This is a genomic window from Streptomyces atratus (genome assembly GCF_900119365.1).
Taxonomy (GTDB): domain Bacteria; phylum Actinomycetota; class Actinomycetes; order Streptomycetales; family Streptomycetaceae; genus Streptomyces; species Streptomyces atratus_B.
On record NZ_FPJO01000004.1, the window covers coordinates 151,264 to 177,188 of the forward strand.

Sequence of the window (25,925 nt, forward strand, 5' to 3'; positions counted from 1 at the left end):
GCCCCGGCCGAACCCCTTTCTCAGGACGCCGTGTTACGAGGGGAAGCCGCCGTACGGGCGCGTGATGATCTCCATGGCGTGACCGACGGGATCGAGGAAGTACACGCCCCGGCCGCCGTCGTTGTGGTTGATCTCGCCCGGATGCTTCCTGTGCGGATCCGCGAAGTACTCGACCCCGAGATCCTTGATGCGGGCGTACGCGGTGTCGAACTCCGCCTCCGAGACGAGGAAGGCGTAGTGCTGCATGGTGATCGAGGCTTCGGGAATGGCCGCGAAGTCCAGTGTGACGCCGTTCGCGGTGGTGACCGGGATGAACGGGCCCCATTCCTCGCCGATTTCGAGCCCCAGTATGTCCGCAAGGAACTCGGCGGACTCCTTGTTGTCCCGGGAATGGATGATGGTGTGATTCAACTCGACTGACACTGTGGAATGCCTCCAACGGGCATCTCACGGGCACCTCCACGCCTCACCCGGCCGGTGACCGACGCGCGATGCCGTTACCGAAATCCTAGGTGAGGTCGAACTGATCGTCGAGGTCCGGTGAACGATCCGGCCACCACCCCGGCCCTGGTGACCGGTTACGGTGGGGGAGGGGGGAAGGTGAAGTACTCCGGGTATCCGGACGGAGGCTCCCGGTGACCTCGACAGCACGTCTTCCCGACAGCCAGGGCCGCGACGACGGCCGCCACGAGACGCCCGAGGAACGCGCGGACCGGCGGTGGACCGATCTGCTCCAGGAACTGCGCGTGGCCCAGACCGGCGTCCAGATCCTGTTCGGCTTCCTGCTCGCCGTCGTCTTCCAGCCCCGCTTCACCGAGCTCTCGGACGCCGACCGCACCATCTACGTGGTCACCGTGATGCTGGGATCGGCCACCGCCGCCGCCCTGATCGGGCCCGTCTCGTACCACCGGCTGCTCACCGGCCGAAGGCTCAAACCGCAGACGGTGACCTGGGCGTCGAGAATGACCGTGCTCGGGCTCCTGCTGCTGTTCTGCACGATGTGCTCCGCCCTGCTGCTCATCCTGCGGGTGGCCCTGCACAACTCCGTCGCCCTGTGGCTGGTCGGTGCCATGGCGCTGTGGTTCCTGGTCTGCTGGTTCGTCTTCCCGGCCTGGGCGCTGGCCCGCTCCTCGTCCGCGCACGGGAAATAACAGCGCACGGGAAGCGAGCACGGCCCGGTCAGCCGGGGTCGTCCGCCGCGAGCCCCCGAAGGTCCGTGACCGTGAAAAGGGCGCCGTCCGGATCCAGCAGGGTGGCTTCGCTGCCCTGGGACAGGATCCGCTGCTCGACCAGACTGCCGCCGTTCTCCCTCGCCGCCGCGACCGTGGCCGGCACATCGGTGACGGGGAAGTGCACCTGCCAGTGCGGGCGGACCAGCGGGTCGGGTGCCGCCTCCACCGCGCCGGAGCTGATCCGGGCGAGCCGGCGTCCGTCGCAGTCGACGACGACCTCGTCCTTCTCGTACGACACCTCGCAGCCCCCCGGACGTCCGCTCGCCCAGTCGAGCACTTCTCCGTAGAAGATCGCGGCGTCGAAGGCGTTCCTGGTGTGCAGACGCAGCCAGGCGTGCGAATGGCCGTCCGGGGTGGGCGGTGAGGTCGCGGGCTCGGTCCGCTCCCAGATACCGAACACCGCACCGTCCCGGTCCGCCGCCAGCGCCCCGCGCCCCTTGCCGAGAGCCATCGGCCCCACGGCGACCGTGCCGCTGCGCTCACGGATGCGTGAGGCGGCCGCGTCGGCGTCGGCGACGGCGAAATAGGGCGTCCAGGCCACGGCCACCCGGTACGCGGTCGCCACCGCGCCTATCCCGGCGACCGGTACGCCGCCGCGGCGTGCGACCGAGAAGTCCTGCCCCAGCTTGCCCGGGCGGAAGGTCCACCCCAGCACGGCGCCGTAGAACTCCTGCGCCGATCCCAGATCGCGGGTCATGAGGTTGACCCAGCAGGGCGCTGCGGATCCGGTCAGCGGCGCCGGTGTCGGCGCCCTCCCCGGGTGGCTTCCGGTCATGGTCCTAACTGCCTTCATCGGTTGCGAGGTCTGCGTATGCCCGTGGCCGCCGGGCCTCACCAGCCTCACCGGGGGCGGCCGCCCCCGCAACACGCGAAGCCCCCACCGCGGACCGATGCCGGGGAGTCCGCGGGGTCAGTCGCGCTGCTCGTCGGTCTCGCGGCGGATGGGCTCGTTCCCGTGGTCACCGAGTTCGTACGGCGAAAGGCCCCGGCGGTCGGGCGGGAAGTGGTCGTCGCCGTGCACATCGCGTTCCTCGATGTGGCTGCGGTGGTCCGGCCGTGGTGGCTGCTCGTCGGGTCTGGGCGGTGGCAGTTCCTCGGCCCGGCGCTTCCTCCCGAGCCAGACCGCGCCGATCAGCACGGCCACCAGCGCCACTCCGACAATGCCCATCACCGACCCGGTGGCGCCCCGGCCGTCGGCGAAGGTGAGGGCCAGCGAACTCAGGTCTGCGTTCGAAACGTCCATGCTTGCCGGATACCCCGAGGTGGAGCCCTCACTCAATAATTCACATGAATTCATGTTTTAAGTGGATATGACCTGAAAGGTGTTTCGTTCCGAGGGGTCGCGATCCGTTCGAATCCCGGTGGTCTCGTGTCGCCGTCGCCCTGCCACGGGGTGAGCCTGGAGACATCCCCGAATCGCCCCAGGGGCACGGAGCGGAAGGAACCGCGGTGAACACCATCAAGGAGAAGCAGACGGAGGACAGCGGGTACGTCGAGGAGGTCTCGGTCGTCATCAGCGGGTGCGAGAAGGCCGACGCGCGGATGGTCTTCGATGTGCTGCGGGCCGCGTTCACCACCGACCGGGCCTCGGTCGACGTGCCGCAGAACCTCGCGGGCACCCGCCCCACCGCATGGGTGGTGACCGTCGACGTCGCCGAGGCGAGGGTGGTCTCCGGGCCGGTCGCGCTCGGCGCGCCCGTCAGCGTGGACGTGCAGGGCGGTTACTGGGCGGTGGAGCGGCTCCGCCGGAGCCTGGCGCACGCCTTCGACGTCAAGGTCGTGGGGACCGTCTCCGGTGACCAGGAGGAAGAGGTGCGGCTGCGTCTGTCCAGCCGGTAGACCGATGGGCCGACAGGCCGACGGATCACGGCCCGGCAGCGGAGCAATGGGGCCGGAAGACACCGCACGTCTGGTAGAAAACGGATAAAAGGCCACCCCTGAAAGGTGCGAGCGCGTGGACCCCTCTCGCGGGCGGGACGACGGTGCGCAACAACCGGCAGCGACCGGTGACCGTTCCACCCTGACACTGCAGATCAACGGAACCGAGCGGACGCTCACGCTCGATCACCGCACCACCGTCCTGGACGCACTGCGCGAGCACCTCGGCCTCACCGGTGCCAAGAAGGGCTGCGACCACGGACAGTGCGGGGCGTGCACCGTCATCGTCGACGGGCGGCGCGCCAACAGCTGCCTGCTGCTCGCCGTCGCCCACGACGGCGCCGCCATCACCACTGTCGAGGGCCTCGCCGACGGCGACCGGCTCCACCCGCTCCAGGAAGCCTTCCTGGACCGCGACGCCCTCCAGTGCGGCTACTGCACCCCCGGCCAGCTCTGCTCGGCCGTCGGCATGCTCGGCGAGGCGGCGGACGGCTTCCCGTCCCATGCCACCCCCCGGCGCGCACCTGTATCGGCCCCGGCACCGCTCGGCGCCGACGAGATCCGCGAGCGGATGAGCGGCAACCTGTGCCGCTGCGGCGCGTACCCCCGTATCGTCGAGGCGATCGAGGACGTGGCGCCGTGAAGCCCTTCGCCTATCTCCGTGCCCGGTCCGCCGACGAAGCGGTCCAGGAGAGCGCCGCCCGCCCCGACGCCGTGTTCCTCGCCGGCGGCACCAACCTCGTCGACCTGATGAAGCTCGGTGTCGAGGCCCCCGAGCTGCTCATCGACATCAGCCGGCTGCCGCTGGACCAGGTGGCCGACACCGCGGACGGCGGCCTGCGGATCGGCGCGACGGCGCGCAACAGCGACCTGGCCGCCCATCCCGCGGTGCGCACCCGCTACCCCGTCCTGTCCCAGGCGCTGCTGTCCGGCGCCTCCGGGCAGCTCCGCAACACCGCCACGACCGGCGGCAACCTGCTGCAACGCACCCGCTGCCCGTACTTCCAGGACACCTCCAAGCCGTGCAACAAGCGGGAACCCGGCACCGGATGCCCCGCCCGCGACAGCGCCCAGCGCGACCTCGCCGTACTCGGCCACTCCGAGCACTGCGTCGCCACCCACCCCTCCGACATGGCCGTCGCCCTGTCCGCCCTCGACGCCACCGTCCGGCTGCACGGACCGGACGGCGAGCGGACCGTGTCCGCCACCACGTTCCACCGCCTGCCGGGCGACACCCCCGACCGGGACACCGAGATCCGGCCGGGCGAACTCATCACCGAGGTGGTCCTGCCACCGAGCCCCGACGGTGCCGCCTCCGTTTACCGCAAGGCCCGCGACCGCGCCTCCTTCGCCTTCGCCCTCGCGTCCGTCGCCGCCGTACTGAGCGTTCGCGCCGGCCGGATCGAGCACGCCGCACTGGCCTTCGGCGGACTCGCCCACCGGCCCTGGCGCGCACACGCCGCCGAGGACGTGCTCCGGGGCGCACCGGCCACCGACGAGACCTTCGAACGGGCTGTGGACGCCGAACTCACCGCGGCCCGGCCGCTGCGCGACAACGCCTTCAAGGTGGGCCTCGCCCGCAACCTGGCCGTCGACGCGCTCGCCGAACTCGCCGCCGACAGCTGAGCAACCGCACCAACGCCGACCCCCTGCCGTGAGGACCCCGTCATGAGTCAGGCCCCGCCACCACTGGGCACCCCCGTCGTCCGCCGTGAGGGCAGGGACAAGGTCACGGGCACCGCCCGCTACGCCGCCGAGCACACCCCGCCGGGGTGTCTGTACGGCCGGCCCGTCCCCGCCACCATCGCCCGCGGCCGCGTCGACGCGATCCGCGCGGAAGAGGCCCTGGCCCTGCCGGGTGTGCACGCCGTACTCACCCATGAGAACGCCCCCCGGCTGAAGGAGCCCGACGACCCGATCCTCGCCGTCCTCCAGAACGACAGGGTCCCGCACCGGGGCTGGCCCGTCGCGCTCGTGGTGGCCGACACCCCGGAGGGCGCCCGCGCCGGGGCCGAGTCGCTGCGGATCACGTACGAGTCCGCCGGGCACGACGTCCTGCTGACCGAGGACCACCCCGGCTTGTACACCCCGGAGACGGTCAACGGCGACTATCCGGCGGTCCGTGAACGCGGCGACACCGACCGGGCCTTCGTCACGGCACCCGTGCAGATCGACGCCACCTACACCGTCGGCGCCCTGCACAACCACCCCATGGAGCCGCACGCCACGACGGCACAGTGGGACGAGAACGGGCACCTGACCGTTCACGACTCCAGCCAGGGCTCCACCAAGGTCCGCGACAGCCTTGTCACCGCGTTCGGAATCCGGCCCCAGCAGATCACCGCCGTCTCCGAGCATGTCGGCGGCGGCTTCGGGTCCAAGGGCACCCCGCGCCCGCAGACCGTGCTGGCCGCCATGGCCGCGCGCCACACCGGGCGCCCCGTCAAGATCGCGCTGCCCCGCCGCCAGATGGCCGCCGTGGTCGGTCATCGCGCCCCCACCGTCCAGCACGTCCGGCTCGGTGCCGACCTCGACGGCATCCTCACCGCCATCGACCACGAGATCATCACCCACACCTCCACGATCAAGGAGTTCGTGGAGCAGGCGGCCGTACCGACCCGGATCATGTACGGCTCCGCCACCAGCCGCACCACTCACCGGGTGGTCGCCCTGGATGTGCCGAGCCCCTCCTGGATGCGCGCACCGGGCGAGGCCCCGGGCATGTACGCGCTGGAATCCGCCATGGACGAACTCGCCTCGGCCCTCGGCATGGACCCCGTCGAGCTGCGCATCCGCAACGACCCGGCGAACGAACCGGACTCCGGACGCGCCTTCAGCAGCCGCGGCCTGGCCGCCTGCCTGGAGAAGGGCGCCGCGCGCTTCGGCTGGTACGACCGCGATCCGCGCCCCGCCATCCGTGAGGAGGGTCCGCTGCTGCTCGGCACGGGCGTCGCCGCCGCCACCTACCCCGTGTACATCGCCCCCTCCAGCGCCTCGGCGCACGCCGCCCCCGACGGCTCGTACCGCATCCGGGTCAACGCCACCGACATCGGCACCGGCGCCCGCACCGTGCTCGCGCAGATCGCGGCCGAGGCCCTGGGCGCCCCGGTGGAGAACGTCCGGACCGACATCGGCAGCAGCGAACTGCCCGACGCCCCACTGGCGGGCGGATCGGCGGGCACCGCCTCCTGGGGCTGGTCCGTGCACAAGGCATGCACCTTGTTGCGGCGGCAGCTGGACGAGCGTGCCGGCCCGGTTCCCGCCGACGGGCTCACCGTCACCGCCGACACCCAGCAGGAGACCGCGGAGGAATCCCCGTACGCACGCCACGCGTTCGGCGCGCACTTCGCCGAAGTCGCCGTGCACTCGAGGACCGGAGAGGTGCGACTGCGGCGGATGCTCGGTGTGTTCGCCGCCGGACGCATCCTCAACCCCCGTACCGCGCGCTCCCAGTTCATCGGCGGCATGACCATGGGGATCGGCATGGCACTGACCGAGGCCAGCACCATGGACCCTGTCTTCGGCGACTTCACCGAGAGCGATCTCGCCTCCTACCATGTGCCGGCCTGCGCCGACGTGCCGGAGATCGAGGCGCACTGGATCGACGAGGAGGATCCGCATCTCAACCCGATGGGCAGCAAGGGCATCGGTGAGATCGGAATCGTCGGCGCCGCCGCGGCCGTCGGCAACGCCGTCCGGCACGCCACCGGTATCAGACTGCGCAGCCTCCCGCTCACCCCGGACACGCTGCTGCCCTATCTCCTGTGACCTGGGCGGTCGTCCCCTGTGTTGCGCGACAGGTGCGGCCGGGTCACCCTGTGGAATGACCCAGAAGCGACATCTGCTCACTCTTCGTGTTCGGGGGTCGTTGTCCAACGGGGCGAAGACAAGTGGGCCTCGATGTGAGGAGCCTCGACGATGACCGTTCCACTCGACCGGCACTATCTGGTCGAACTCCAGGTTTCGGCAGAGCGTGTGTCCCAGCTGCGGCGAATAATCGCGGCACACCTCCGCCACTGGAGTCTCGAACTCCACATCCGGCCGGTGTGCCGGGGTGTGGAGGAGCTGCTGACCAATGTCCACCGGCATGTCGGTGACGACAACAACTGCACCGTCGAACTCCGCTGGTCCGGGCGGCATCTCACGGTCTCCGTCGCCGACAACGGCTCCGAGATGCCGCGGCTGCTCAGCACCGGTGGCGGTGGCCTGAGCAGGGTCATGGCCCTGAGCGACAGCTGGGGCACCTGCCGTACGCCCGAGGGCAAGGTCGTCTGGTTCACCCGGTACGCCGAGGAGCCGTACAGCGTCGGCCTGGCGCCGCTCCCGCCGCTGCCCGGTGTGCGCGAGTTCCGCCGCTCTCCCGCCGTGGTCGCCGCCCCCGTCGCCGAGCCCGTGACGGCATCCGATCCCGCTCTCGTCTGAGCCGGGCCACCGGGACCGCCGGCTCCTGTACCCGCTGAACGCTTCCCCCTCCCGGCGCGGACGACGTGCGCACCGTACGCGCGGACCGCGCCGGCCGGGTGTCCGCCCGACGGGGCCCGCGTTGCGGCGCGGCGTACGACGCGGCACGGTCGAAGAACCGAGGCAAGGAGGACACGGCCATGCCCATCGCGACGGTCAATCCCTCGAACGGCGAAACCCTCAGAACGTTTCAGGCACTGGACCAGGCGGGGATCGAGCAGCGGCTCGACGCAGCCGACAGCGCGTTCAAGCAGTACCGGACGACCGGATTCGCCGAGCGGGCCCGCCTGCTGAACCAGGCCGCCGTGCTGCTGGACGAGGACCAGCAGGACATCGCGCGCACCATGACCACCGAAATGGGTAAACCCGTCAAGGCGGCCCGCGCGGAGGCCGCCAAGTGCGCCAAGGCGATGCGCTGGTACGCCGCCCACGCGGAGGAACTCCTCGCGGACGAGTATCCGTCCGCCGCCGATGTGCGCGACTCCGGCGCCTCCCGGGCCTACGTCCACTACCGGCCGCTCGGCGCCGTGCTCGCCGTGATGCCGTGGAACTTCCCGCTCTGGCAGGTCGTACGGTTCGCCGCCCCGGCCCTCATGGCGGGGAACGTCGGCCTGCTCAAACACGCCTCCAACGTCCCGCAGACGGCGATGTATCTGGAGGGACTGTTCCGCCGGGCCGGATTCCCGGCGGGATGCTTCCAGGCCCTGCTGGTGCGGTCCGGGGCGGTCGAGGCGATCCTGCGGGACCGCCGGGTCGCCGCGGCCACCCTCACCGGCAGCGAACCGGCCGGCCGCTCCGTCGCGTCGATCGCCGGCGACGAGGTGAAGCACACCGTCCTGGAGCTGGGCGGCAGCGACCCGTATCTCGTCATGCCGTCGGCGGACGTCGCCAGGGCCGCCCGCACCGCCGTCACCGCGCGGGTCCAGAACAACGGGCAGTCCTGCATCGCCGCCAAACGGTTCATCGTGCACACGGAGGTGTACGAGGAGTTCGCCGAACGGTTCACCGTGGGCATGAGCGATCTGACGGTCGGCGACCCGATGCAGGAGTCCACCGACATCGGACCGCTCGCCAGCGAACAGGGCCGAACCGACCTGGAGGAGCTGGTGGACGACGCGCTCCGGCAGGGCGCGAGCGCACTGTGCGGAGGCGGCAGGCCCGACGGCCTGGCCCCGGAACTGGAGCACGGCTGGTTCTACGCCCCCACCGTCCTCACCGGCATCACCCCCGCCATGCGCATCCACCGCGAGGAGACCTTCGGCCCCGTCGCCTCGCTCTACCGGGCCGAAGGGCTGGACGAGGCCATCGCGCTCGCCAACGACAGCCCCTTCGGCCTCAGTTCCAACGTCTGGACCCGCGACCCGGACGAGGCGCGTCGCTGCGTACGCGACCTGGAGGCGGGCGGCGTCTTCTTCAACGGCATGACGGCGTCCCATCCCGCGCTGCCTTTCGGCGGCGTCAAGCGCTCCGGCTACGGACGCGAGCTCGCCGGGCAGGGCATCCGCGCATTCTGCAACGCGACCACGGTCTGGTACGGCCCCGAGCCCGCCGGCGCCACCTCCTAGAGCTTTTCGGCTGGAGACATCCATGAGCAACGCCCCCGGCCCGGCGGCCCCGTCCGGCCCGTCCGACGAAGAGATCGCGGCACTCGACGCGCACTGGCGGGCCGCCAACTACCTGGCCGTCGGCCAGATCTATCTGATGGACAACCCGCTCCTGACCCGGCCGCTCGCCCGGGAGGACATCAAGCCGCGCCTGCTCGGCCACTGGGGCACCTCACCCGGACTGAACCTGGTCTACACCCACCTCAACCGTGTCATCAGATCCCGCGGTGTCCAGGGCCTGTGCGTCTGGGGCCCCGGCCACGGCGGACCCGCCGTCCTCGCCAACTCCTGGCTGGAGGGCAGCTACTCGGAGACGTACCCCGATGTCGGCCGTGACGCCGAGGGCATGGGGCTGCTGTTCAAGCAGTTCTCCTTCCCCGGCGGGGTGCCCAGCCATGTGGCACCGGAGACACCCGGCTCCATCCACGAGGGCGGCGAACTCGGCTACGCCCTCACCCACGCCTACGGGGCCGCCCTCGACCACCCCGAACTGCTCGTCGCCTGCGTCATCGGGGACGGCGAGGCCGAGACCGGACCGCTCGCCGCGTCCTGGCACTCCAACAAGTTCCTCGACCCCGTGCACGACGGAGCCGTCCTCCCCGTCCTCCACCTCAACGGCTACAAGATCGCCAACCCGACCGTGCTCGCCCGCCTCCCCGAGACGGAGCTCGACGCCCTGCTGCGCGGCTACGGACACGACCCCCTGTACGTCGGCGGCGACGACCCGATCGGCGTCCACCGGGCGATGGTCGCCGCGATGGACCGGGCCGTCGACCGGATCCGGGAGCTCCAGGCCGCCGCCCGCACCGGCGGCGACACAGGCCGCCCGCACTGGCCGATGATCGTGCTGCGCACCCCCAAGGGATGGACCGGCCCGCTGGAGGTCGACGGGGTGCCCGTCGAGGGCACCTGGCGCGCACATCAGGTCCCGCTGCCCGGGGTCCGGGACAACGAGGACCATCTGCGGCAGCTGGAGGAGTGGATGCGCTCCTACCGGCCCGAGGAACTCTTCGACGCGTCGGGGCGGCCCGGCCCCCAGGTGCTCTCCTGTGTGCCCGAGGGCGACGCCCGGCTCGGCTCGACCCCGTACGCCAATGGCGGTCTGCTCCTGCGTGATCTGCCCATCCCGCCGCTGGACGACCACGCGGTCGAGGTCGGCAAGCCCGGCACCGTGCTGCACGAGCCGACCCGGGTGCTCGGCGGCCTGCTGGAGGCCGTCATGGCCGCCACCGCCGAGCGCCGCGACTTCCGCGTCGTCGGCCCCGACGAAACCGCGTCGAACCGGCTCGACGCGCTCTACGGCGCCACCGCCAAGGCCTGGCAGGAACGGATACTGCCGACCGACGAGCACCTCGCCCGCGACGGACGCGTCATGGAGGTGCTCTCCGAGCATCTGTGCCAGGGCTGGCTGGAGGGCTATCTCCTCACCGGCCGGCACGGCCTCTTCTCCTGCTACGAGGCGTTCGCCCACATCGTCGACTCGATGGTCAACCAGCACATCAAATGGCTCAGGACATCCCGCCGGCTGGTCTGGCGCCGCCCCATCGCCTCGCTCAACTACCTGCTCACCTCGCACGTCTGGCGCCAGGACCACAACGGCTTCTCGCATCAGGACCCGGGCTTCGTCGACCACATCCTCAACAAGAGCCCCGAGGTCGTACGCGTCTATCTGCCGCCGGACGCCAACACCCTGCTCTCGGTCGCCGACCACGCGCTGCGCAGCCGCGACTACGTCAATGTGATCGTGGCCGGAAAGCAGCCGTCCTTCGACTGGCTCACCCTCGACCAGGCCCGCGCGCACTGCGCCCGCGGTGCCGGTGTGTGGGAATGGGCGGGTACGGAGGACGGCAGCCGCGAACCCGACGTGGTGCTCGCCTGCGCCGGCGACGTACCCACGCTGGAGACCCTGGCCGCGGCGGACCTGCTGCGCAGGCATCTGCCGGAACTGGCGGTGCGGGTGGTCAATGTGGTCGACGTGGCGCGGCTGCTGCCCCGCGAGGAGCATCCGCACGGGATGCCGGACTCCGAGTACGACGCGGTGTTCACCCGGAACACGCCGGTGATCTTCGCCTACCACGGCTATCCGTGGCTGATCCACCGGCTCGCCTACCGGCGCGCGGGCCACGCGCAGCTGCATGTGCGCGGCTACAAGGAGGAGGGCACCACCACGACGCCCTTCGACATGGTGGTCCGCAATGACCTGGACCGCTACCGGCTGGTCATGGACGTCATCGACCGGGTGCCCGGCCTCGGTGTGCGCGCCGTGGCGGTACGCCAGGCGATGGCGGATGTCCGCACCCGCCATCACGCCTGGATCCGTGAACACGGCACGGACCTGCCGGAGGTGGCCGACTGGACCTGGAGCGGCTGACACCGCCCCGGTGCGCCCGACGTGGGCTCAGCGGCCGACCGCGCGTGCCAGCTGGGCCTTCGTCATGTTCGACCGCCCGTGGATGTTCTTCTTCTTCGCCTCTTCGTAGAGCTGGTCGCGGGTCGGCCCTTCCGCTCCGCTGTGGGCGCGCAGACCGCCGCGCCGCGAGGACGACATGTCCTCGATGGAGGTACGGCTCGCCGTCCTCGACTCACCGGCGCGGGCGCGTGCCTTGTTGACCGTACGGGCCGCGATCTCCTCGGCGCGTTCCTCGCTCACCCCGCGCTCCTGCGCGCTCTCCTTGATGTGCTCGTACTGCCGCTCCCGCTTGGCGTCGGATCCGCGTGGCATGGTGCGGTCACCCCTCTCTCCGGGACCTGCCCCGGGGCCCGGCGGGCCCCCTCCCCAGTCTCCCAGCGACGCCCCGGGCCCGCATGCCTGAGACGTGCGGGCCCGGGGGAGGGGTACGGCGTCGCGCCGGTCCGTTCAGTAGCGCAGGGCAGCCGCGACCGACCGTGCTCCGCGAGCGATTCGTCCGGGAGGAGGACCACGTCGGCGCCGCTGTCCAGAGCGGCTTCGACGAGCTCGTCCACGATGTCCTCACGGACCGTGCCGTCCGTGAGGTCCGCGGCCTCGCCGCTCACCGGCTCCAGGTGCTCGTCCGTCACCCGGACCGTCTGCTGGAGATGCTCCTCCACCGCGACCAGTCCGGCACGGCCCTCCCGTACGGCGGCCCACACCTCGTCGAGACCGCCGGCGAAAGCACGACGGCCCCGGGCCTCGTCCAGTTTGCCGTCGATCTCCGCCGCGAACCGCTGCTGATAGAGCGGGCGAGGGTCCTCGGCCAGGACCGTGCGCAGCTTCTCGTCGACCGTGCGCAGGAAGTTGCGCGTCTCCTCGTCGCTGAAGGTGCTCGGGGTGTCGCCGACCCGCTCCTCGCGCTGCGGGTCGGACGGCTCCTGCGGAGCCGTCGGCGGGAACCCGCCGGTCCGCTCCTCGCGCAGGGCGTCCGCCGTGCCGCTCCACAGGACGGCCCGGTCGGCCGACACGGTGAGCGCCCAGAAGGGCTGGGCCTGTGCCTTCGCGGCTACCAGGTTGCGGGTCAGATAGCGAAGCGGGTGAATTCGACGAGTCGATTCATGCCTTTTGATCCTAATATGAGCGGGTTCTTGATTGTTGTTCCCTGGAGGCGCATGCGATGTCCACGATCTTCCGCACTGCTCCCTCCTCCCTCATGTTCCCGTCCCGCCCTGCCTTTGCCTGTCCCTCCCTCCCCCTCTCTTCTCCTCCTTCCTTACGCCCTTCCGAACAGACGGAGCGTCCGTGAACCCGATCAGTCCCCTGCGGCACGCCCTCGGCGCCCGCGCAGTCCGCAGTCTGACCCCGGCCGTGCTGGCCGGGGTGGTCATCGCCGGTACCGCCGCCTGCGGCGGCTCCGACACCCATTCGACCGGCACGGCCAGGAGCACCCGAACGGTCTCCCCCGAACCGGCCATGACCCGGTCCGCGAGTCCCACCGGGCGCACCCAGCAGGAGTTCGCGGCCTCGGTCTCCGCCGCCGCCGAGCGCAACCGGCAGCAGGCGGTGAAGCAGCTCGCAGGTGTGCAGGGCCGGGGCAACGCGGTCAAGGACGTCTCGGTGACCGGGCAGCCGGTCGCGAAGTCCGAGCAGTTCCGCAGCGCCCTCGTCCGCGTCACCAACCGTACGGACAAGGCTGCCTTCTACGCCGTCAAGGTGGAATTCGTCGACGCGTCGGGGAAGGTGCTCGACTCCGTGGTGCTCGGCTTCCCGGACGTCCCGCCCGGACGGACCGTCAACCAGCTCGCCAACAGCCGGAAGGCGGCCGGCGTCAAGACGTTTCCCCGGATCGCCCAGGCCGAGCGCAGCTGACGGCCGGGGCCGGGCGAGTACCGACGCCGACGCCGACGCCGCCACCGATCCCGGAGCCGGTGGCCGCGCAGGTGCTTGCGGTGATGGCGACCTGCGGCATGTACGACACCTCCGGCGACTGGCTGCTGCGTGCCGGGGGCGATGCTGCGCGTCGGGCTCGGCCGGATCTCGGCGGACGGGGCACGCACCGCCGTCGCCGACCCGGCGCGCCCTGCCCGGCCCCGGACAGCGGGACGCGCCGACGGCCCGCGGTGGTTCGCGACCCGCTCAAAGGCCGTGGCCTGGTGCACGGGCGGCGGGCCCGGCTGAGTGCCGGGGCCCGCGCCGTCACTTCCGGGCCGGGCCTACCAGATGGACTCGACCCACTCGGGGTGATCGATGAACGGGTTCCGGTTGTGCTGGTACTGGTCGAATATGACGTCGTTGCGCCGCTTCTCGAAGGCGTCCGGCGGGTCCTCCTGGCTCCACGCCTTCAGGACCGACAGGCGGCCGATGTACGGGGCGGAGCCGTTGTTGACCTTGTCGTTGGGCTCCAGGTCGGGAAAGGAGCCGTCGCCCTCGTAACGCACCGCCATATAGAGGAGCATGCGAGCGACATCGCCCTTGACCGCGTCGCGCGGCTCGAAGGAGTCGCCGTCGGTGTAGTTGCCCGGTGCGCCGCTGACCGCGCTGCCGCCGTTGTCGAAGTCCTTGTTGCCGCGGATCGAGTTGACGGTGACATCCTCCGGGCGCAGGTGGTGGATGTCGGTACCGGGGCCGGTCGCGGTACCGAAGTCGCCGTGGGACTTGGCCCAGACGTGCTCGCGGTTCCAGTCCCCGACCGAGCCGCCGTTGGAGTTCTTGGACTGGGAACGGCCGGTGTAGAGGAGGATCACGTTCGAGCTGTTGGCGGGGTCCTCGTCGGTGTCCTTGAGGGCGGTCCAGACCTGGCTGTACGAGAGCTTGGTCTGGACGCTGATGATGTCGTGCAGGGAGCTCTTCAGCTGGGTGCCGGTCTTGCCGAGCGCGTCCTGGTAGTACGTGTCGTCGAGTACCCGCAGCGATGTAGCGGTGGTGGGCGTGGCCTCGGGTGTGGCGGCCGGTGCGGCGGCGGCCGTGCCGCCGAGCACCGCGAAGGCGGCAAGGGTCGCCAGCAGCGGGCGCCGGTAACGAAGGTGACGACGGGACATGTGGGGTGTCCTCTCCGGAAATGCGTGCGCCACGACACCGTCACAAGGTGGGGAGCGGCGCCGCGGCGGTCGTGTGGTACGTGGTAGCCGGGAGCCTTCCACACGCACCGTGACCATGGTGTGAACAGCGTGTACCTATCATGTGCAGGTCAAGTGATGGCTTGATCGTGACCCTTGGAGCGGATCGCGGGGCCTCGGATGCGCCGCGCCGGGCAGGGGGCGAGAATGACCGAAAGGACGAGGAGGCGGCATGAGCGACGAGCCCGAATCCGTATCCGCATCTCGGGGAGTGACTCCCGACAGCCTCTTGCACACCGGCGGTAGCGACAATCCGTCGGCAGAGGACCTGGTGCTCGCCTCAGGGCGGGACCTGACTCCGAAGAATCTCCAGTGGGCGGAGCGCAGGCTCGCCCGGGAGGGCCGGTCGGCGATCGACAAGACGCTGCCCTAGCGGGACGCAGCGGCCCGGCGGCCCGAGCCGCGGGGAGTGTGTGGGCGCTCCCCGCGGCTCGGCTAGCCTGGGTGCACAATGAACCGTTTGACGACGTCAGGGGCCGGGTTCGACCTCGCCCGCTACCCCGAGGACCCGCGCGACCCGTTCCGCGCCTGGGACGCTGCCGACGAGTACCTGCTGCGCCGGCTGGAAGGGGCCGACGGCACGGATCCGGTCGATCTGTCCGGCGCCGTGGTCGTGGTGGGCGACCGCTGGGGCGCGCTGAGCACGGTGCTCGCCGGGCACCGCCTCGTACAGATCACCGACTCCTGCCTGGCGCAGCGCGCGACCCTGGCGAATCTCGACCGCAACGGAGTGGACCCGGACGCGGTACGTCTGCTGTCCACCAGGGACACACCGCCGGACCGTATCGACGTCCTGCTGGTACGTGTCCCGAAGAGCCTCGCGCTCCTGGAGGACCAGTTGCACCGGCTCGCGCCGGCCGTCCACCCGGACACCGTCGTGATCGGCACCGGGATGGTCAAGGAGATCCACACCTCCACCCTCAAGCTCTTCGAGCGGATCATCGGTCCGACCCGCACCTCCCTGGCCGTCAAGAAGGCCCGGCTCATCTTTTCCGCCCCGGGCCCGGCGACGGACCGTGCGCCCAGCCCCTGGCCGTACCGCTACGAGCTGCCCGAGGGGCTCGGCCCGGTCTCCGGCCGCACCGTCACCAACCATGCCGGGATCTTCTGTGCCGAGCGCCTCGACATCGGCACCCGGTTCTTCCTCGGCCACCTCCCCGAGCGCAGCGGCCCCGACCGGGTCGTCGACCTCGGGTGCGGGAACGGCGTCGTCGGGCTGTCCGCGGCGCTCGCCAACCCCGAGGCGACGGTCACCTTCATCGACGAGTCGTACCAGGCGGTCGCCTCCGCCGAGGAGACCTTCCGGGCCAACACCGGCCCCGACGCAGAGGCCGAGTTCCTGGTCGGCGACGGGCCGGCGGAACTGCCGCCCGCCAGCGTGGACCTGGTGCTCAACAACCCGCCGTTCCACTCCCACCAGGCCACCACCGACGCGACGGCCCGCGCCATGTTCCACGGGGCCCGCGCCGCGCTGCGGCCCGGCGGAGAGCTGTGGGTGGTCGGCAACCGGCATCTCGGCTACCACACCCGGCTCCGCCGTATCTTCGGCAACTGCGTCACGGTCGCCGGCGACCCGAAGTTCGTCGTGCTCCGCGCCGTCAAGCGCTGACCCACGCCGTCAGGAGCCCGCCCAGCCGGAACCGTGTCCCGGCCCTTCCAGATTCTTGCAACACGTTCTACTGTGTGCGCCGCCGCACACGGACGACGCGACCGCGAGACTCCCGGAGGGGCCGTGCACCTCGAATACACACCTGAACAGCAGCAGTTGCGCGCCGAGCTGCGCAGCTACTTCGCCGCACTGGTCCCCGACGACGCATACGCACGCTACGCCGCCCCCGCGGCCCAGAAGAGCTTCTACCGGGAGACGATCCGCCGCCTCGGCACCGACGGCTGGCTCGGCGTCGGCTGGCCCACCGAGTACGGCGGGCGCGGACTCTCCCCGATGGAGCAGTTCATCTTCTTCGACGAGGCCGCGCAGGCGGGCGTCCCGCTGCCGCTGATGGCCCTCAACACCGTCGGCCCGACGATCATGCGGTACGGCACCGACGAGCAGAAGGCGTACTTCCTGCCCAAGATCCTCTCCGGCGAGATCGACTTCGCGATCGGTTACAGCGAACCCGACGCGGGCACCGACCTCGCCGCCCTCAAGACCCGGGCCGTGCGCGAGGGCGACGAGGCCACCGGCCACTACACGGTCGACGGGCAGAAGATCTGGACGACCAACGGCGACACCGCCGACTGGGTCTGGCTCGCCGTCCGCACCGACCCGGACGCGGCACCGCACAAGGGCATCACGATGCTGCTCGTCCCGACCACGGACCCCGGCTACTCCTGCACCCTGATCAACACCCTCGCCTCGCACGACACCACCGCCAGCTACTACGAGAACATCCGCGTCCCCGTCTCCCGCCGCGTCGGCGAGGAGAACAAGGGCTGGCGGCTCATCACCAACCAGCTCAACCACGAACGCGTCACCCTCGCCGCCCACGGCACCATGGCCATCCGCGCCCTCCACAACGTACAGCGCTGGGCCGCGGACACCCGGCTCGCCGACGGCCGTCGCGTGATCGACCTCGGCTGGGTCCGCGCCCTGCTGGCCCGCACCCACACCAGGCTCGACGCCATGAAGCTCCTCAACTGGCAGATGGTGTCCGCGGTGCAGAACGCGACCCTCACCCCGCAGGACGCCTCCGCCGTCAAGGTCTACGGCTCCGAGGCGCGCCGCGACGCCTACGCCTGGCTGATGGAGGTCGTCGGCTCGGCGGGCCCGCTCAAGGAGGGCTCGGCCGGCGCGGTGCTGCACGGCGAACTCGAACGCGGCTACCGCTCCGCCGTCATCTTCACCTTCGGCGGCGGCAACAACGAGATCCAGCGGGAGATCATCTCCTGGATCGGCCTGGGGATGCCGCGCGTACGACGGTGAAGGCGCGCGGTCTGTTCCGGCGGCTGACAGCCGTACCGGGACGCTCAGATCCGGTGGCGCCCGGCGCCGGGCGCGGAGGTATCCGTGGCGTGCGCGGCGATCACGGCCGCCTGGATGCGGCGCTCGACACCGAGCTTGGCCAGCAGACGGGAGATGTGGTTCTTGACCGTCTTCTCCGACAGATAGAGGCGCTTGCCGATCTGGCTGTTGGTCAGCCCTTCACCGATCAGTGCGAGGACGTCCTTCTCCCTCGGGGACAGCCCCGCCAGCGCGTCGTCGTCCTCCTCGGAGCCGGTACCGGATTCCTCCTCGCGCAGGCTGTTCATCAGCCGTGCCGTCGTCGACGGGTCGAGGGTCGAGCGCCCGGAGGCCAGGGTGCGGACGGCGGTGACGAGGTCCGAGCCCTTGATCTCCTTCAGTACGTAGCCAGAGGCCCCGGCCATGATGGCGTCGAGCAGTGCTTCGTCGTCGTCGAACGAGGTCAGCATCAGGCAGGCCAGTTCCGGCATCCGCGAGCGCAGCTCACGGCAGACCGTGATCCCGTCGCCGTCCGGCAGCCGCACATCGAGGATCGCGACGTCGGGACGGAGCGCCGGACCGCGGGCCAGCGCGTGGTCGGCCGTGCCGGCGTCGCCGACGACTTCGATGTCGGGTTCCGCGTCCAGCAGATCCTGCACGCCGCGCCTGACGACCTCGTGGTCGTCCACCAGGAAGACGCGGATCGGTTTCTGCGCCGAGAACCCCGTGTCGTCGCTCATCGTGGCCCTCCTCGCCTTCAAGGGTTGCGCAGTCCGCCCCCGTTCTCCGGTCCGCTCAGGTCTCGGGCGCGTCGGCGCGGGGACCGTACAGCTGCAGCAGCCGTGTCCGTGTTCCGTACAGGCGCTCCGCGACCGTCTCGGCGACGAACCTGTACACCGACCGGCCCAGCGCCGCATCGGCCTCGCACAGCGAACGGACGGCGGCGGCATCGAACTCCACGGCCTGCCCCGCCTGGATCACCCGCGCACCCAGGTGCCACACATGCGGGGGGAAGAGCCAGGACCAGCCCAGCATCTCGTCGCGTCCCAGCGTCTCGACGACCGCCGCACGGCGGCCGGGCACATGGAGGTCGACCTCGACCTGCCCCGAGCGGATGACCCAGAAGCGGTCGGCCCTTCTGCCTTCCTCGAAGAGCCGTGCGCCGAGAACCAGTGGCACTTCGCAGGACGCCTTGTCGAGCAGACGGGCCCGGCTCTCGGGCGGGATCACGTCGAGCAGGCTTCTGGCCGTTGACATGGAACCTCCGTTCCTGGCAGGCGTGTACCCGCACGCCCGTTCTGAACGATATGCGTGTTCCCGGCGGGTCGCTCGGCCGTGCTGCGTGCTCCCGTCCACTCCATCGTGTGCCGCACGGGACGCATGGCGCTTGGGCCGACCGGCCCGGCTCCGTGACCCGCTCGGCCCTTGCCCGCGGGCTTCGCGCTGCGCAGTGGGGCGACGAGGCCGGATCATGACGGAGGAAGCGCCTCGCTTCGAGGAGAGGCCATGGGCAGCACTCGACCGAGCGTGACCGTGACAGGAACGGTCGTGGTCGGCACCGACGGTTGCGACCACGCGACGCGGGCCGTGCGGTGGGCCGTGGGCGAGGCGGGTGCTCGCGGTCGGTCGCTGCGGATCGTGTACGCGACCGGGACGCGCCGCGGCGGTCTGTACCTCTCCCGGGAGGACAGTCGGCAGATCGACGCACGCCGTCCCGCACCACGCGCGATGCCCGGTCGTCCTCGTACCCCACACCTGATCACCGCGGCCGCGGTCAGCGGGTGTCCGGGACGACGGCGACGGGGCAGTGCAACACCGAGTGGTCCACCGGACCGAGGTGCGGACCATGGTGTCCGCGTCAGCGGCGCCGCCGTCCTGTACCCGGATGACCTGCCTGCCCGGATGACCCACTGCGAGGGCGTACTCAGACGAACCCGCCGCTGCCGTGAGGGGCGTAGAGATCGAGGAGGCGGATCCGGGTGGCCTGCAACCGGTGGGCGAGGACCTCCCCGACCCAATGGCCGATGGCCGAACCGAAGGCGGGCTCCGCGTCCATCATCATGCGTACGGTCTCCGCGTCGAACTCATGAGTACGGACAGGTGTCATCGCCTCCGCCCCGAGGTGCCAGATGTAGGGCTTGAACAGCCAGGCCCAGCCGACCAGTTCACCGGAACCGAGGCTCTCGATCGCAACCGGGGGGCTGCCCGGCACACGGATGTCCAGGGTGACGGTGCCCGAGCGCAGGATCCAGAAGCGGTCCGCGTGGTCCCCCTCCTGGAAGAGACGGACCCCCTGGGCGAAATTGACCTCCTGTCCGGTCCCCATCAGACGGGCACGGTACTCGGCGGGCAGGGCTGACGTGATGCGAGTCGGAGAACCGATCATCGGTGGCCTCCTCAGTAGTCCCCGGTGTCAGCGTCGCCGGGCAGCCGGTTCAGGGACATATGGGGCGTCCGGCCCCTCCACTATCGTCTCCCGCGCCTCCTGGGCCAAACGGACGCCGGGGCGGCGGCGGGCAGATCCGCTCCCGTCACTTCCCGAGCCGCGACGCGTGGTCGGGGACGTAGGTCTGCAGGTCTCTCGGCGGTCGCTGGTACCCGGTGGCCGGAGGCCGCGGGGGCAGTTCGATCACCGGCGGGTCGACCGTCTCGTACGGCACGGTCGACAGGAGGTGGGCGATCATGTTCAGCCGGGCTCGGCGCTTGTCGTCGCTCTCGACGACGTACCACGGAGCCTCCGAGATGTCGGTGTGGACGAACATTTCGTCCTTCGCCCGCGAATAGGCCTCCCAGCGGGTGATCGACTCCAGGTCCATCGGCGAGAGTTTCCACCGGCGGGTGGGATCCTGCAGCCTGCGCCGGAACCGCTCCTCCTGCACCGCGTCGCTGACCGAGAACCAGTACTTGCGCAACAGGATGCCGTCCTCCACCAGCATCCGCTCGAAGATCGGGCACTGGCGCAGGAACCGCTGGTGTTCCTCCATGGTGCAGAAACCCATGACGCGCTCGACGCCGGCGCGGTTGTACCAGCTCCGGTCGAGCAGGACCATTTCCCCCGCGGCCGGCAGGTGCTCGACGTAGCGCTGGAAGTACCACTGGCCACGCTCGCGCTCGGTGGGCCGCGGCAGCGCGACGATACGTGCCACCCGGGGGTTGAGATGCTCGGTGACGCGCTTGATCGTGCTGCCCTTGCCCGCCGCGTCACGTCCCTCGAACACCACGACGAGCCGTGCGCCTTCGGTGCGTACCCACTCCTGGAGCTTCACCAGCTCGGTCTGGAGCCGGTACAGCTCACGTTCGTACCGCGAGCGCGGCAGCTTTCCGGGCGTGCCCGGGCTTTTCTCGTCCGACATGGGACGACGTTACGGAGGAGACCATGCCCGAAGTCAAGCGTCAGCACCGAACGGGTTTCGCGTCAGGTACGCCGGGGCCGGCATGCGGCACCAGGAGAATTGCGGTACTCCTCGAATGAGGAGAAGCCGGGCAGGCGGACCCGCTCACCTTCGTTCCGGCCTTCACGAGGCTGTTGGAGACTCACGAGACGGAGACAGTCGTCATGGAGCCAGTTGTCACCGTGGGCCTCGACGGCTCACCCGAGAGCCTTGCCGCCGCCCGTTGGGCCGCCGACGAAGCCGAGCGGCGCAGGCTCACGCTGCGTCTGCTGCACGCGTGGCCGCTGCTGGTGCCGGAGCCGCCCCATGCCCCGGCGGAGATGGACCAGAACTACTGGGCGCGGCGGATCGTGCACAAGGCGCGGGCGGAGCTCCAGAAGCGCCACCCGGGTCTTACCGTCGTCGGCAGCCTGATCGCCGACGACGCCGAACACGCGCTGCTGCAAGCGGCGGCGGAGTCCGAGATGACCGTGCTCGGTTCGCGCGGACTCGTGCCCGTCGAGAGCTACTTCCTCGGAGACATCAGCATGCCCGTCGTGGCGCGGGCCGACGGGCCGGTGGTGCTGGTACGCGCCGGGGCCGGCGAACCGGGACCACAGCCCGCACCGGCCGCGGAGGGCGCCGTCGTGGTGGCACTGAAACTGCACGGACCCGGCGACCACCTCCTCGCCTTCGCCTTCACCAGTGCCGCGGCGCGAGGCGTGCCCCTTCGGGTCGTCCACGGCCAGAGCCTGCCGGTGGCCGCCTACACACCCTGGGGGGTGGATCACGACGTGACGGATGAGATCGCTCAGGACGCGCGGAAGAAGCTCGATCAGATCCTCCGCCCCTGGCGGGACAAGTTCCCGCACGTGGAGGTGGACGACGGTATCGTCCTCGAAAGCCCCGCCAAGGCCGTCGTGAGCGCCGCCCACGGCGCCGGGCTGCTGGTCGTCGGCCGGCGCAAGCACCGTCCCGTCCCGGCTCCGCACCTGGGTTCCGTCGTCCAGGCCGCCATTCATCACGCCCGCTGCCCCGTCGCCGTCGTCCCCCACACCTGACCGGGTGACGGCACGGGGTCAGCGCAGCCGGACGGCCGGGGTCTGCGTCACCAGGGCGTCCACGACGTCGAGGAGCGAACCGCGGCGCGCATGGACGGCGCGCTGCCGGTCGGCGCCCGTGCCGGTGGCCGCCGGCCGCCGGAGCAGCGCGACGACGGTCTCCCGGTCGCCGGTCTCCTCCAGAGCGGGCCGATGCGGCGCAGCAGCGACGGGACCAGGCCGTGGGCCGGTGACAGCCGCCCGGTGCGCGGGTCCAAAAGTACGGCGGCGGCCCGGAGACCGGCCACCGCTGCCACATCATGCGGCGCCGGCTGGCGTACCCCGTGTCACGCCCGCAGAAGAACGGCGAGTTCGCCGACAGTGCGATCAGACGCGGGAGCCAGGGACGCAGATGATTGCTCACGAACACGGCGCGCTCCCGGTCCGGGACGCCCACGTGCACCTGGGTCGCGCAGATGACGTGCTCGGCGACCGGGCCCCGGTAGTCCCGCAGCTGCTCCGCGCAGCGGGGCTCGTCGCTGACCGGCATCGGGATCGGGGCGCCGAACGGGACCGCGCCGACCGCGGCCGTACGGGCACCCACAGCCCCCGCACGAACCATGGGAGGTGTCGGCACCCGCGCGTATCCTTCGCGTACGTACGCCGCCGAGCGGGAGGTACGAACAGCATGGTGGACGCCGACCCCGGGCTCTTCGGGCCCGAATCCGTCACCTGGCAGATGCACGGCGACCCGATGATGTGGGTCGCGGGAGTGCGGGCGCTCTACCTCCAGGCGCTGCACCCGCGGGCCGTGCGGGGCGTCATGCAGAACTCCGACTTCCGCAAGGACGCCTGGGGGCGGTTGATGCGTACGGCCGGCTTCGTCGGCACGATCACCTACGGCACCACCGAGGCCGCCGAGAAGGCCGGTGCCCGGGTCCGCAGGATCCACCGGCTCATCAAGGCCACCGAGCCGGAGACCGGGGAGACCTACGGCATCGACGAGCCGGAACTGCTGCTGTGGGTGCACTGCGCGGAGGTCGACTCCTACCTCCAGGTCGAACGCCGCTCCGGCTTCCCGCTCACCGACGCCCAGGCCGACCGCTACATCGACGAGCACCGCCACAGCGCCCGCCTCGTCGGCCTCGACCCCGTCGGCGTACCGGCCACCACCGCACAGCTCGCCGCCTACTTCGAGCGGGTGCGGCCCCGGCTCGCCGCGTCCCCGGAGGCGGCGGACGTCGACGAATTCCTGCGCCGGCCCCCCGTCCACCCGCTGCTCGTACCGGCGCGGGCACTGCTGTGGCGGCGCGTCGCGGCACTCGCCTACCAGTCACTGCCCCCGTACGCCCATGAGCTCTACGGCAGACCCGCCGACCCGGCCCCCACCGTCGACCGCCGCCTGCGCACCGCGGGGACCGTACTGCGCTGCATCCCCGCCCGGCTCCGCTGGCAGCTCCCGCCCGGTCACATTCTGAACGCGATGGCCCGGCTCGGCCCCGGCAGCCGCCCCACCCCGTACAAACTGCGCAGCCGGGCCGCCATACTGGACGGGCCGGGGAGGGCGCGGAAACAGGCGTAACGACGGGGGCGACAGCAGGCGATGGCGGACACCAGGCTGATCCAGAGCCGGTACCGGCTGCTCGATCTGATCGGGCGCGGAGGCATGGGCGAGGTGTGGCGCGCCCGTGACGAGTCGCTCGGCCGCCATGTCGCCGTCAAATGCCTCAAGCCGATGGGGCCCCAGCAGGACCAGTCCTTCACCCGCGTCCTGCGCGAACGCTTCCGCCGCGAGGCCAGGGTCGCCGCCGCGCTCCAGCATCGCGGTGTCACCGTCGTCCATGACTTCGGCGAGCACGAAGGCGTCCTCTACCTGGTCATGGAGCTCCTCGACGGCCGCAACCTGAGCCAGCTCCTGGAGGACAACAAACAGCATCCGCTGCCGGTGCCCGATGTCGTCGACATCGCCGAACAGGTCGCCGACGCCCTCGGCTACACCCACCAGCAGGGCATCGTGCACCGCGACCTCAAGCCCGCCAACATCATGCGGCTGGCCGACGGCACGGTGAAGATCTGCGACTTCGGCATCGCCCGGCTCGGCCACGACATCGGCTTCACCTCCCGCCTCACCGGTACCGGCATTGCCATGGGCACCCCGCACTACATGTCGCCCGAGCAGATCAGTGGCGGCCAGGTCGACCACCGCAGTGACCTCTACTCCCTGGGCTGTGTGCTGTACGAGATCGCCACCGGAGCACCGCCGTTCGACCTCGACGACGCCTGGGCCGTCCTCGTCGGACACCGCGACACCCAGCCCCGGCCGCTGCGCACCCACCGGGCCGAACTCCCGGGCTTCTTCGACCGCGTCGTCCTGGAACTGCTGGCCAAGACCCCCGAGGAGCGGCCCGTCGACGCGGGCGACCTGCGTCGGCGGATCATCGTCGGCCGCACCGGCGAGCAGCCGCATCTGCCGCCCACCGGGCAGGTACGGCTCGCCCCGCCCGTTCCCGTCGTGCTCCCCGGGCAGCAGCTGCCGGCCTGGACCCGCTCCATGACCACCGGGCACAAGGCGACCGGCACCCGCCCCGGGCTCGCCCCACCCGACTACTCCGCCGGCCTCACCGGCGAGTGGACCACCGGCACCGACAGGCGCGGCCTCACCGGCGAACCGCCACCGGTCGCGGCCGAGCGCCCGACCCCGTCGCCGGAACGGCTGTCCGTCCTCGCCGACCGGCACAGCGCGGGCCTCAACCTGGGCCGGCTCGGCCACTGGGAGGAAGCCGGCGAGGTGCACCGCGCGGTCGCCGCCGAACGCGAGCACGCCCTCGGCCCCGACCACCCCGACACCCTCGCCAGCCGGTACGAGATCGGCTTCACCCTCAGCCGCACCGGACGCGCCTCGGACGCCCTGCGGGAGTTCGACCGGGTCGCCCGGGGCCGCGAGCGCAGCCTGGGCCCCGACCACCCGGACACCCTGGCCGCCCGCCAGGAGGCGGCGTACGTGCTGGGCCGGCTGGGCCGGCACTTCGAGGCCCACCAGGTGTACGCGGAGGTGCTCGCCTCCCGGGAGCGCTCGATGGGCCCCGACCACCCCGACACCCTGCGCTGCCGCCACAACCTCGCCTTCAACCTCAGCAGGCTCGGCCGCCTGGAGGACTCGTACCGGATGGCCCGGGACGTGGCGTCGGCCCGCAGCCGGCTGCTCGGCGCCGACCACCCCGACACCCTGGTCACGCTCTACGAGGTGGCGTACACACTGGGCAGGCTTGGGCGCTGGACGGAGGCCCTGCAGGCCTACCAGGAAGTCGCCAAGGCCCGGTCGGGGTCGCTCGGCGCCGACCACTCCGACACGCTCTCCGCCCGCTACGAGGTCGGCATCAGCCTCGGCCGCCTGGGCCGCAGCACGGAGGCCCTGGAGCTCTACCGCGCCCTGGTGGAGGACCGGACCAGGGTGGGCGGCCCCGCCGACCCCGAGACGCTCCGCGCCCGCCACGGCCTCGGCGTCAACCTGGGGCGCCTCGCCCGCTGGGAGGAGGCACTCACCGAGGCCCGCGACGTGTGCGCGATCCGCGAACGGGTCCTGGGCCCCGACCACCCCGACACCCTCGTCAGCCGCCGCGAGGTCGCCGTCGGCCTCGGCTGGCTCGGCCGCTGGGCCGACGCCCTCACCGTCTACCGCACGGTCGCCGCGGCCCGCGAACGGCTCCTGGGCCCCGGCCACCCCGACGCCCTCGCCGCCCGCAACGACGAGGCGCACTGCCTGGAGCAGCTCGGCCGCGGGACGGAGGCCGCCGAGCTGTACCGGCAGGTCGCTGCGCTGCGCAGCGGGCAGCAGGCGCCGCCGCACTGAGCGGCAGCCACGGCCTCTGGTCAGGGGCGATCGCGCCGTG

Annotated in this window: 24 protein-coding genes and 3 pseudogenes; 16 read left to right on the plus strand and 11 right to left on the minus strand. The window is 71.2% G+C overall.

Annotated features, from left to right (window positions below):
* Positions 1-33: 33 nt before the first annotated feature.
* Positions 34-423, minus strand: coding sequence for a VOC family protein (locus tag BT364_RS09610; protein ID WP_072484709.1), 390 nt, complete (start codon positions 421-423; stop codon positions 34-36).
* 212 nt (positions 424-635) lie between these two features.
* Here BT364_RS09610 and BT364_RS09615 point away from each other — a divergent pair, with 212 nt between their 5' ends.
* A complete protein-coding gene (locus tag BT364_RS09615) occupies positions 636-1,151 on the plus strand; it encodes a DUF6328 family protein (RefSeq protein ID WP_072484710.1) in 516 nt (171 codons plus the stop codon).
* Positions 1,152-1,179: 28 nt separating this feature from the next.
* Here BT364_RS09615 and BT364_RS09620 read toward each other — a convergent pair whose 3' ends face one another.
* Together BT364_RS09620 and BT364_RS09625 are read right to left on the minus strand one after the other, a co-directional pair.
* Positions 1,180-2,007, minus strand: a complete 828-nt coding sequence (locus BT364_RS09620) for a VOC family protein (RefSeq protein WP_072484711.1) — start codon at positions 2,005-2,007, stop codon at positions 1,180-1,182.
* A gap of 135 nt (positions 2,008-2,142) precedes the next feature.
* The gene (locus BT364_RS09625) at positions 2,143-2,475 is read right to left on the minus strand and encodes a DUF6479 family protein (RefSeq protein WP_072484712.1); all 333 of its coding nucleotides are present in this window, start codon (positions 2,473-2,475) and stop codon (positions 2,143-2,145) included.
* Between the two features lie 206 nt (positions 2,476-2,681).
* Here BT364_RS09625 and BT364_RS09630 point away from each other — a divergent pair, with 206 nt between their 5' ends.
* The 7 genes from BT364_RS09630 to BT364_RS09660 all read left to right on the plus strand — a co-directional run bounded on the left by BT364_RS09630 (position 2,682) and on the right by BT364_RS09660 (position 11,546).
* Positions 2,682-3,071, plus strand: a complete 390-nt coding sequence (locus BT364_RS09630; RefSeq protein ID WP_072484713.1) for a hypothetical protein — start codon at positions 2,682-2,684, stop codon at positions 3,069-3,071.
* A gap of 115 nt (positions 3,072-3,186) precedes the next feature.
* Positions 3,187-3,753, plus strand: coding sequence for a 2Fe-2S iron-sulfur cluster-binding protein (locus BT364_RS09635; protein ID WP_072484714.1), 567 nt, complete (start codon positions 3,187-3,189; stop codon positions 3,751-3,753).
* A complete protein-coding gene (locus BT364_RS09640; protein WP_072484715.1) occupies positions 3,750-4,736 on the plus strand; it encodes an FAD binding domain-containing protein in 987 nt (328 codons plus the stop codon). The genes BT364_RS09635 and BT364_RS09640 overlap by 4 nt, the downstream gene beginning before the upstream one ends.
* Before the next feature lie 42 nt (positions 4,737-4,778).
* Positions 4,779-6,878, plus strand: coding sequence for a xanthine dehydrogenase family protein molybdopterin-binding subunit (locus BT364_RS09645; RefSeq protein ID WP_072484716.1), 2,100 nt, complete (start codon positions 4,779-4,781; stop codon positions 6,876-6,878).
* A gap of 150 nt (positions 6,879-7,028) precedes the next feature.
* A complete protein-coding gene (locus tag BT364_RS09650) occupies positions 7,029-7,532 on the plus strand; it encodes an ATP-binding protein (RefSeq protein ID WP_072484717.1) in 504 nt (167 codons plus the stop codon).
* 179 nt (positions 7,533-7,711) lie between these two features.
* Positions 7,712-9,136, plus strand: coding sequence for an NADP-dependent succinic semialdehyde dehydrogenase (locus BT364_RS09655; protein ID WP_072484912.1), 1,425 nt, complete (start codon positions 7,712-7,714; stop codon positions 9,134-9,136).
* 22 nt (positions 9,137-9,158) lie between these two features.
* Positions 9,159-11,546 (plus strand): phosphoketolase family protein, encoded by a 2,388-nt coding sequence (locus BT364_RS09660; protein WP_072484718.1) that lies wholly within the window; start codon positions 9,159-9,161, stop codon positions 11,544-11,546.
* A 27-nt stretch (positions 11,547-11,573) separates the two neighbouring features.
* Here BT364_RS09660 and BT364_RS09665 read toward each other — a convergent pair whose 3' ends face one another.
* Together BT364_RS09665 and BT364_RS09670 are read right to left on the minus strand one after the other, a co-directional pair.
* Positions 11,574-11,897: a plasmid stabilization protein gene (locus tag BT364_RS09665; protein ID WP_072484719.1), complete on the minus strand. Its 324-nt coding sequence runs from the start codon at positions 11,895-11,897 to the stop codon at positions 11,574-11,576.
* Between the two features lie 135 nt (positions 11,898-12,032).
* A pseudogene (locus tag BT364_RS09670) lies at positions 12,033-12,655 on the minus strand (baeRF3 domain-containing protein); the annotation flags it as partial.
* Positions 12,656-12,869: 214 nt separating this feature from the next.
* On the opposite strand from BT364_RS09670, the gene BT364_RS09675 reads away from it, so the two are divergent.
* Positions 12,870-13,436 (plus strand): hypothetical protein, encoded by a 567-nt coding sequence (locus BT364_RS09675; protein ID WP_256259658.1) that lies wholly within the window; start codon positions 12,870-12,872, stop codon positions 13,434-13,436.
* 344 nt (positions 13,437-13,780) lie between these two features.
* Here the strand turns inward: BT364_RS09675 and BT364_RS09680 are convergent, their stop codons facing one another.
* Positions 13,781-14,605, minus strand: a complete 825-nt coding sequence (locus tag BT364_RS09680) for an endonuclease I family protein (protein ID WP_072484721.1) — start codon at positions 14,603-14,605, stop codon at positions 13,781-13,783.
* 250 nt (positions 14,606-14,855) lie between these two features.
* On the opposite strand from BT364_RS09680, the gene BT364_RS09685 reads away from it, so the two are divergent.
* The 3 genes from BT364_RS09685 (at position 14,856) to BT364_RS09695 (ending at position 17,606) form a co-directional block, all read left to right on the plus strand.
* On the plus strand, positions 14,856-15,056 hold the full coding sequence (locus BT364_RS09685; RefSeq protein ID WP_072484722.1) for a hypothetical protein: 201 nt from the start codon (positions 14,856-14,858) through the stop codon (positions 15,054-15,056).
* A 78-nt stretch (positions 15,057-15,134) separates the two neighbouring features.
* Entirely contained in the window at positions 15,135-16,292 is a 1,158-nt protein-coding gene (locus BT364_RS09690; protein ID WP_072484723.1) for a methyltransferase, read from the plus strand.
* 123 nt (positions 16,293-16,415) lie between these two features.
* Positions 16,416-17,606: an acyl-CoA dehydrogenase family protein gene (locus BT364_RS09695; RefSeq protein ID WP_072484724.1), complete on the plus strand. Its 1,191-nt coding sequence runs from the start codon at positions 16,416-16,418 to the stop codon at positions 17,604-17,606.
* Between the two features lie 44 nt (positions 17,607-17,650).
* On the opposite strand, the gene BT364_RS09700 is transcribed toward BT364_RS09695, so the two are convergent.
* Together BT364_RS09700 and BT364_RS09705 are read right to left on the minus strand one after the other, a co-directional pair.
* On the minus strand, positions 17,651-18,364 hold the full coding sequence (locus BT364_RS09700; RefSeq protein WP_072484725.1) for a response regulator: 714 nt from the start codon (positions 18,362-18,364) through the stop codon (positions 17,651-17,653).
* A gap of 55 nt (positions 18,365-18,419) precedes the next feature.
* Positions 18,420-18,881 carry a Crp/Fnr family transcriptional regulator gene (locus tag BT364_RS09705; protein WP_072484726.1) on the minus strand — a complete coding sequence of 154 codons (462 nt, stop codon included), beginning with the start codon at positions 18,879-18,881 and terminating at the stop codon, positions 18,420-18,422.
* A gap of 249 nt (positions 18,882-19,130) precedes the next feature.
* On the opposite strand from BT364_RS09705, the pseudogene BT364_RS09710 reads away from it, so the two are divergent.
* A pseudogene (locus BT364_RS09710) lies at positions 19,131-19,271 on the plus strand (universal stress protein); the annotation flags it as partial.
* A 277-nt stretch (positions 19,272-19,548) separates the two neighbouring features.
* Here BT364_RS09710 and BT364_RS09715 read toward each other — a convergent pair.
* Positions 19,549-20,010, minus strand: a complete 462-nt coding sequence (locus BT364_RS09715) for a cyclic nucleotide-binding domain-containing protein (protein ID WP_072484727.1) — start codon at positions 20,008-20,010, stop codon at positions 19,549-19,551.
* A 145-nt stretch (positions 20,011-20,155) separates the two neighbouring features.
* Positions 20,156-20,977: a polyphosphate kinase 2 gene (ppk2, locus tag BT364_RS09720; protein ID WP_072484728.1), complete on the minus strand. Its 822-nt coding sequence runs from the start codon at positions 20,975-20,977 to the stop codon at positions 20,156-20,158.
* A 203-nt stretch (positions 20,978-21,180) separates the two neighbouring features.
* Between ppk2 and BT364_RS09725 the strand changes: the two genes are divergently transcribed.
* Positions 21,181-22,056, plus strand: coding sequence for a universal stress protein (locus tag BT364_RS09725; protein WP_072484729.1), 876 nt, complete (start codon positions 21,181-21,183; stop codon positions 22,054-22,056).
* Positions 22,057-22,318: 262 nt separating this feature from the next.
* Here BT364_RS09725 and BT364_RS41400 read toward each other — a convergent pair.
* Positions 22,319-22,657: pseudogene (locus tag BT364_RS41400) on the minus strand (carboxylate-amine ligase); the annotation flags it as partial.
* 66 nt (positions 22,658-22,723) lie between these two features.
* Here BT364_RS41400 and BT364_RS09735 point away from each other — a divergent pair.
* Together BT364_RS09735 and BT364_RS09740 are read left to right on the plus strand one after the other, a co-directional pair.
* On the plus strand, positions 22,724-23,617 hold the full coding sequence (locus BT364_RS09735) for an oxygenase MpaB family protein (RefSeq protein ID WP_072484730.1): 894 nt from the start codon (positions 22,724-22,726) through the stop codon (positions 23,615-23,617).
* 21 nt (positions 23,618-23,638) lie between these two features.
* Positions 23,639-25,885, plus strand: a complete 2,247-nt coding sequence (locus tag BT364_RS09740) for a serine/threonine-protein kinase (protein ID WP_072484731.1) — start codon at positions 23,639-23,641, stop codon at positions 25,883-25,885.
* The last annotated feature ends 40 nt before the right edge of the window (positions 25,886-25,925 follow it).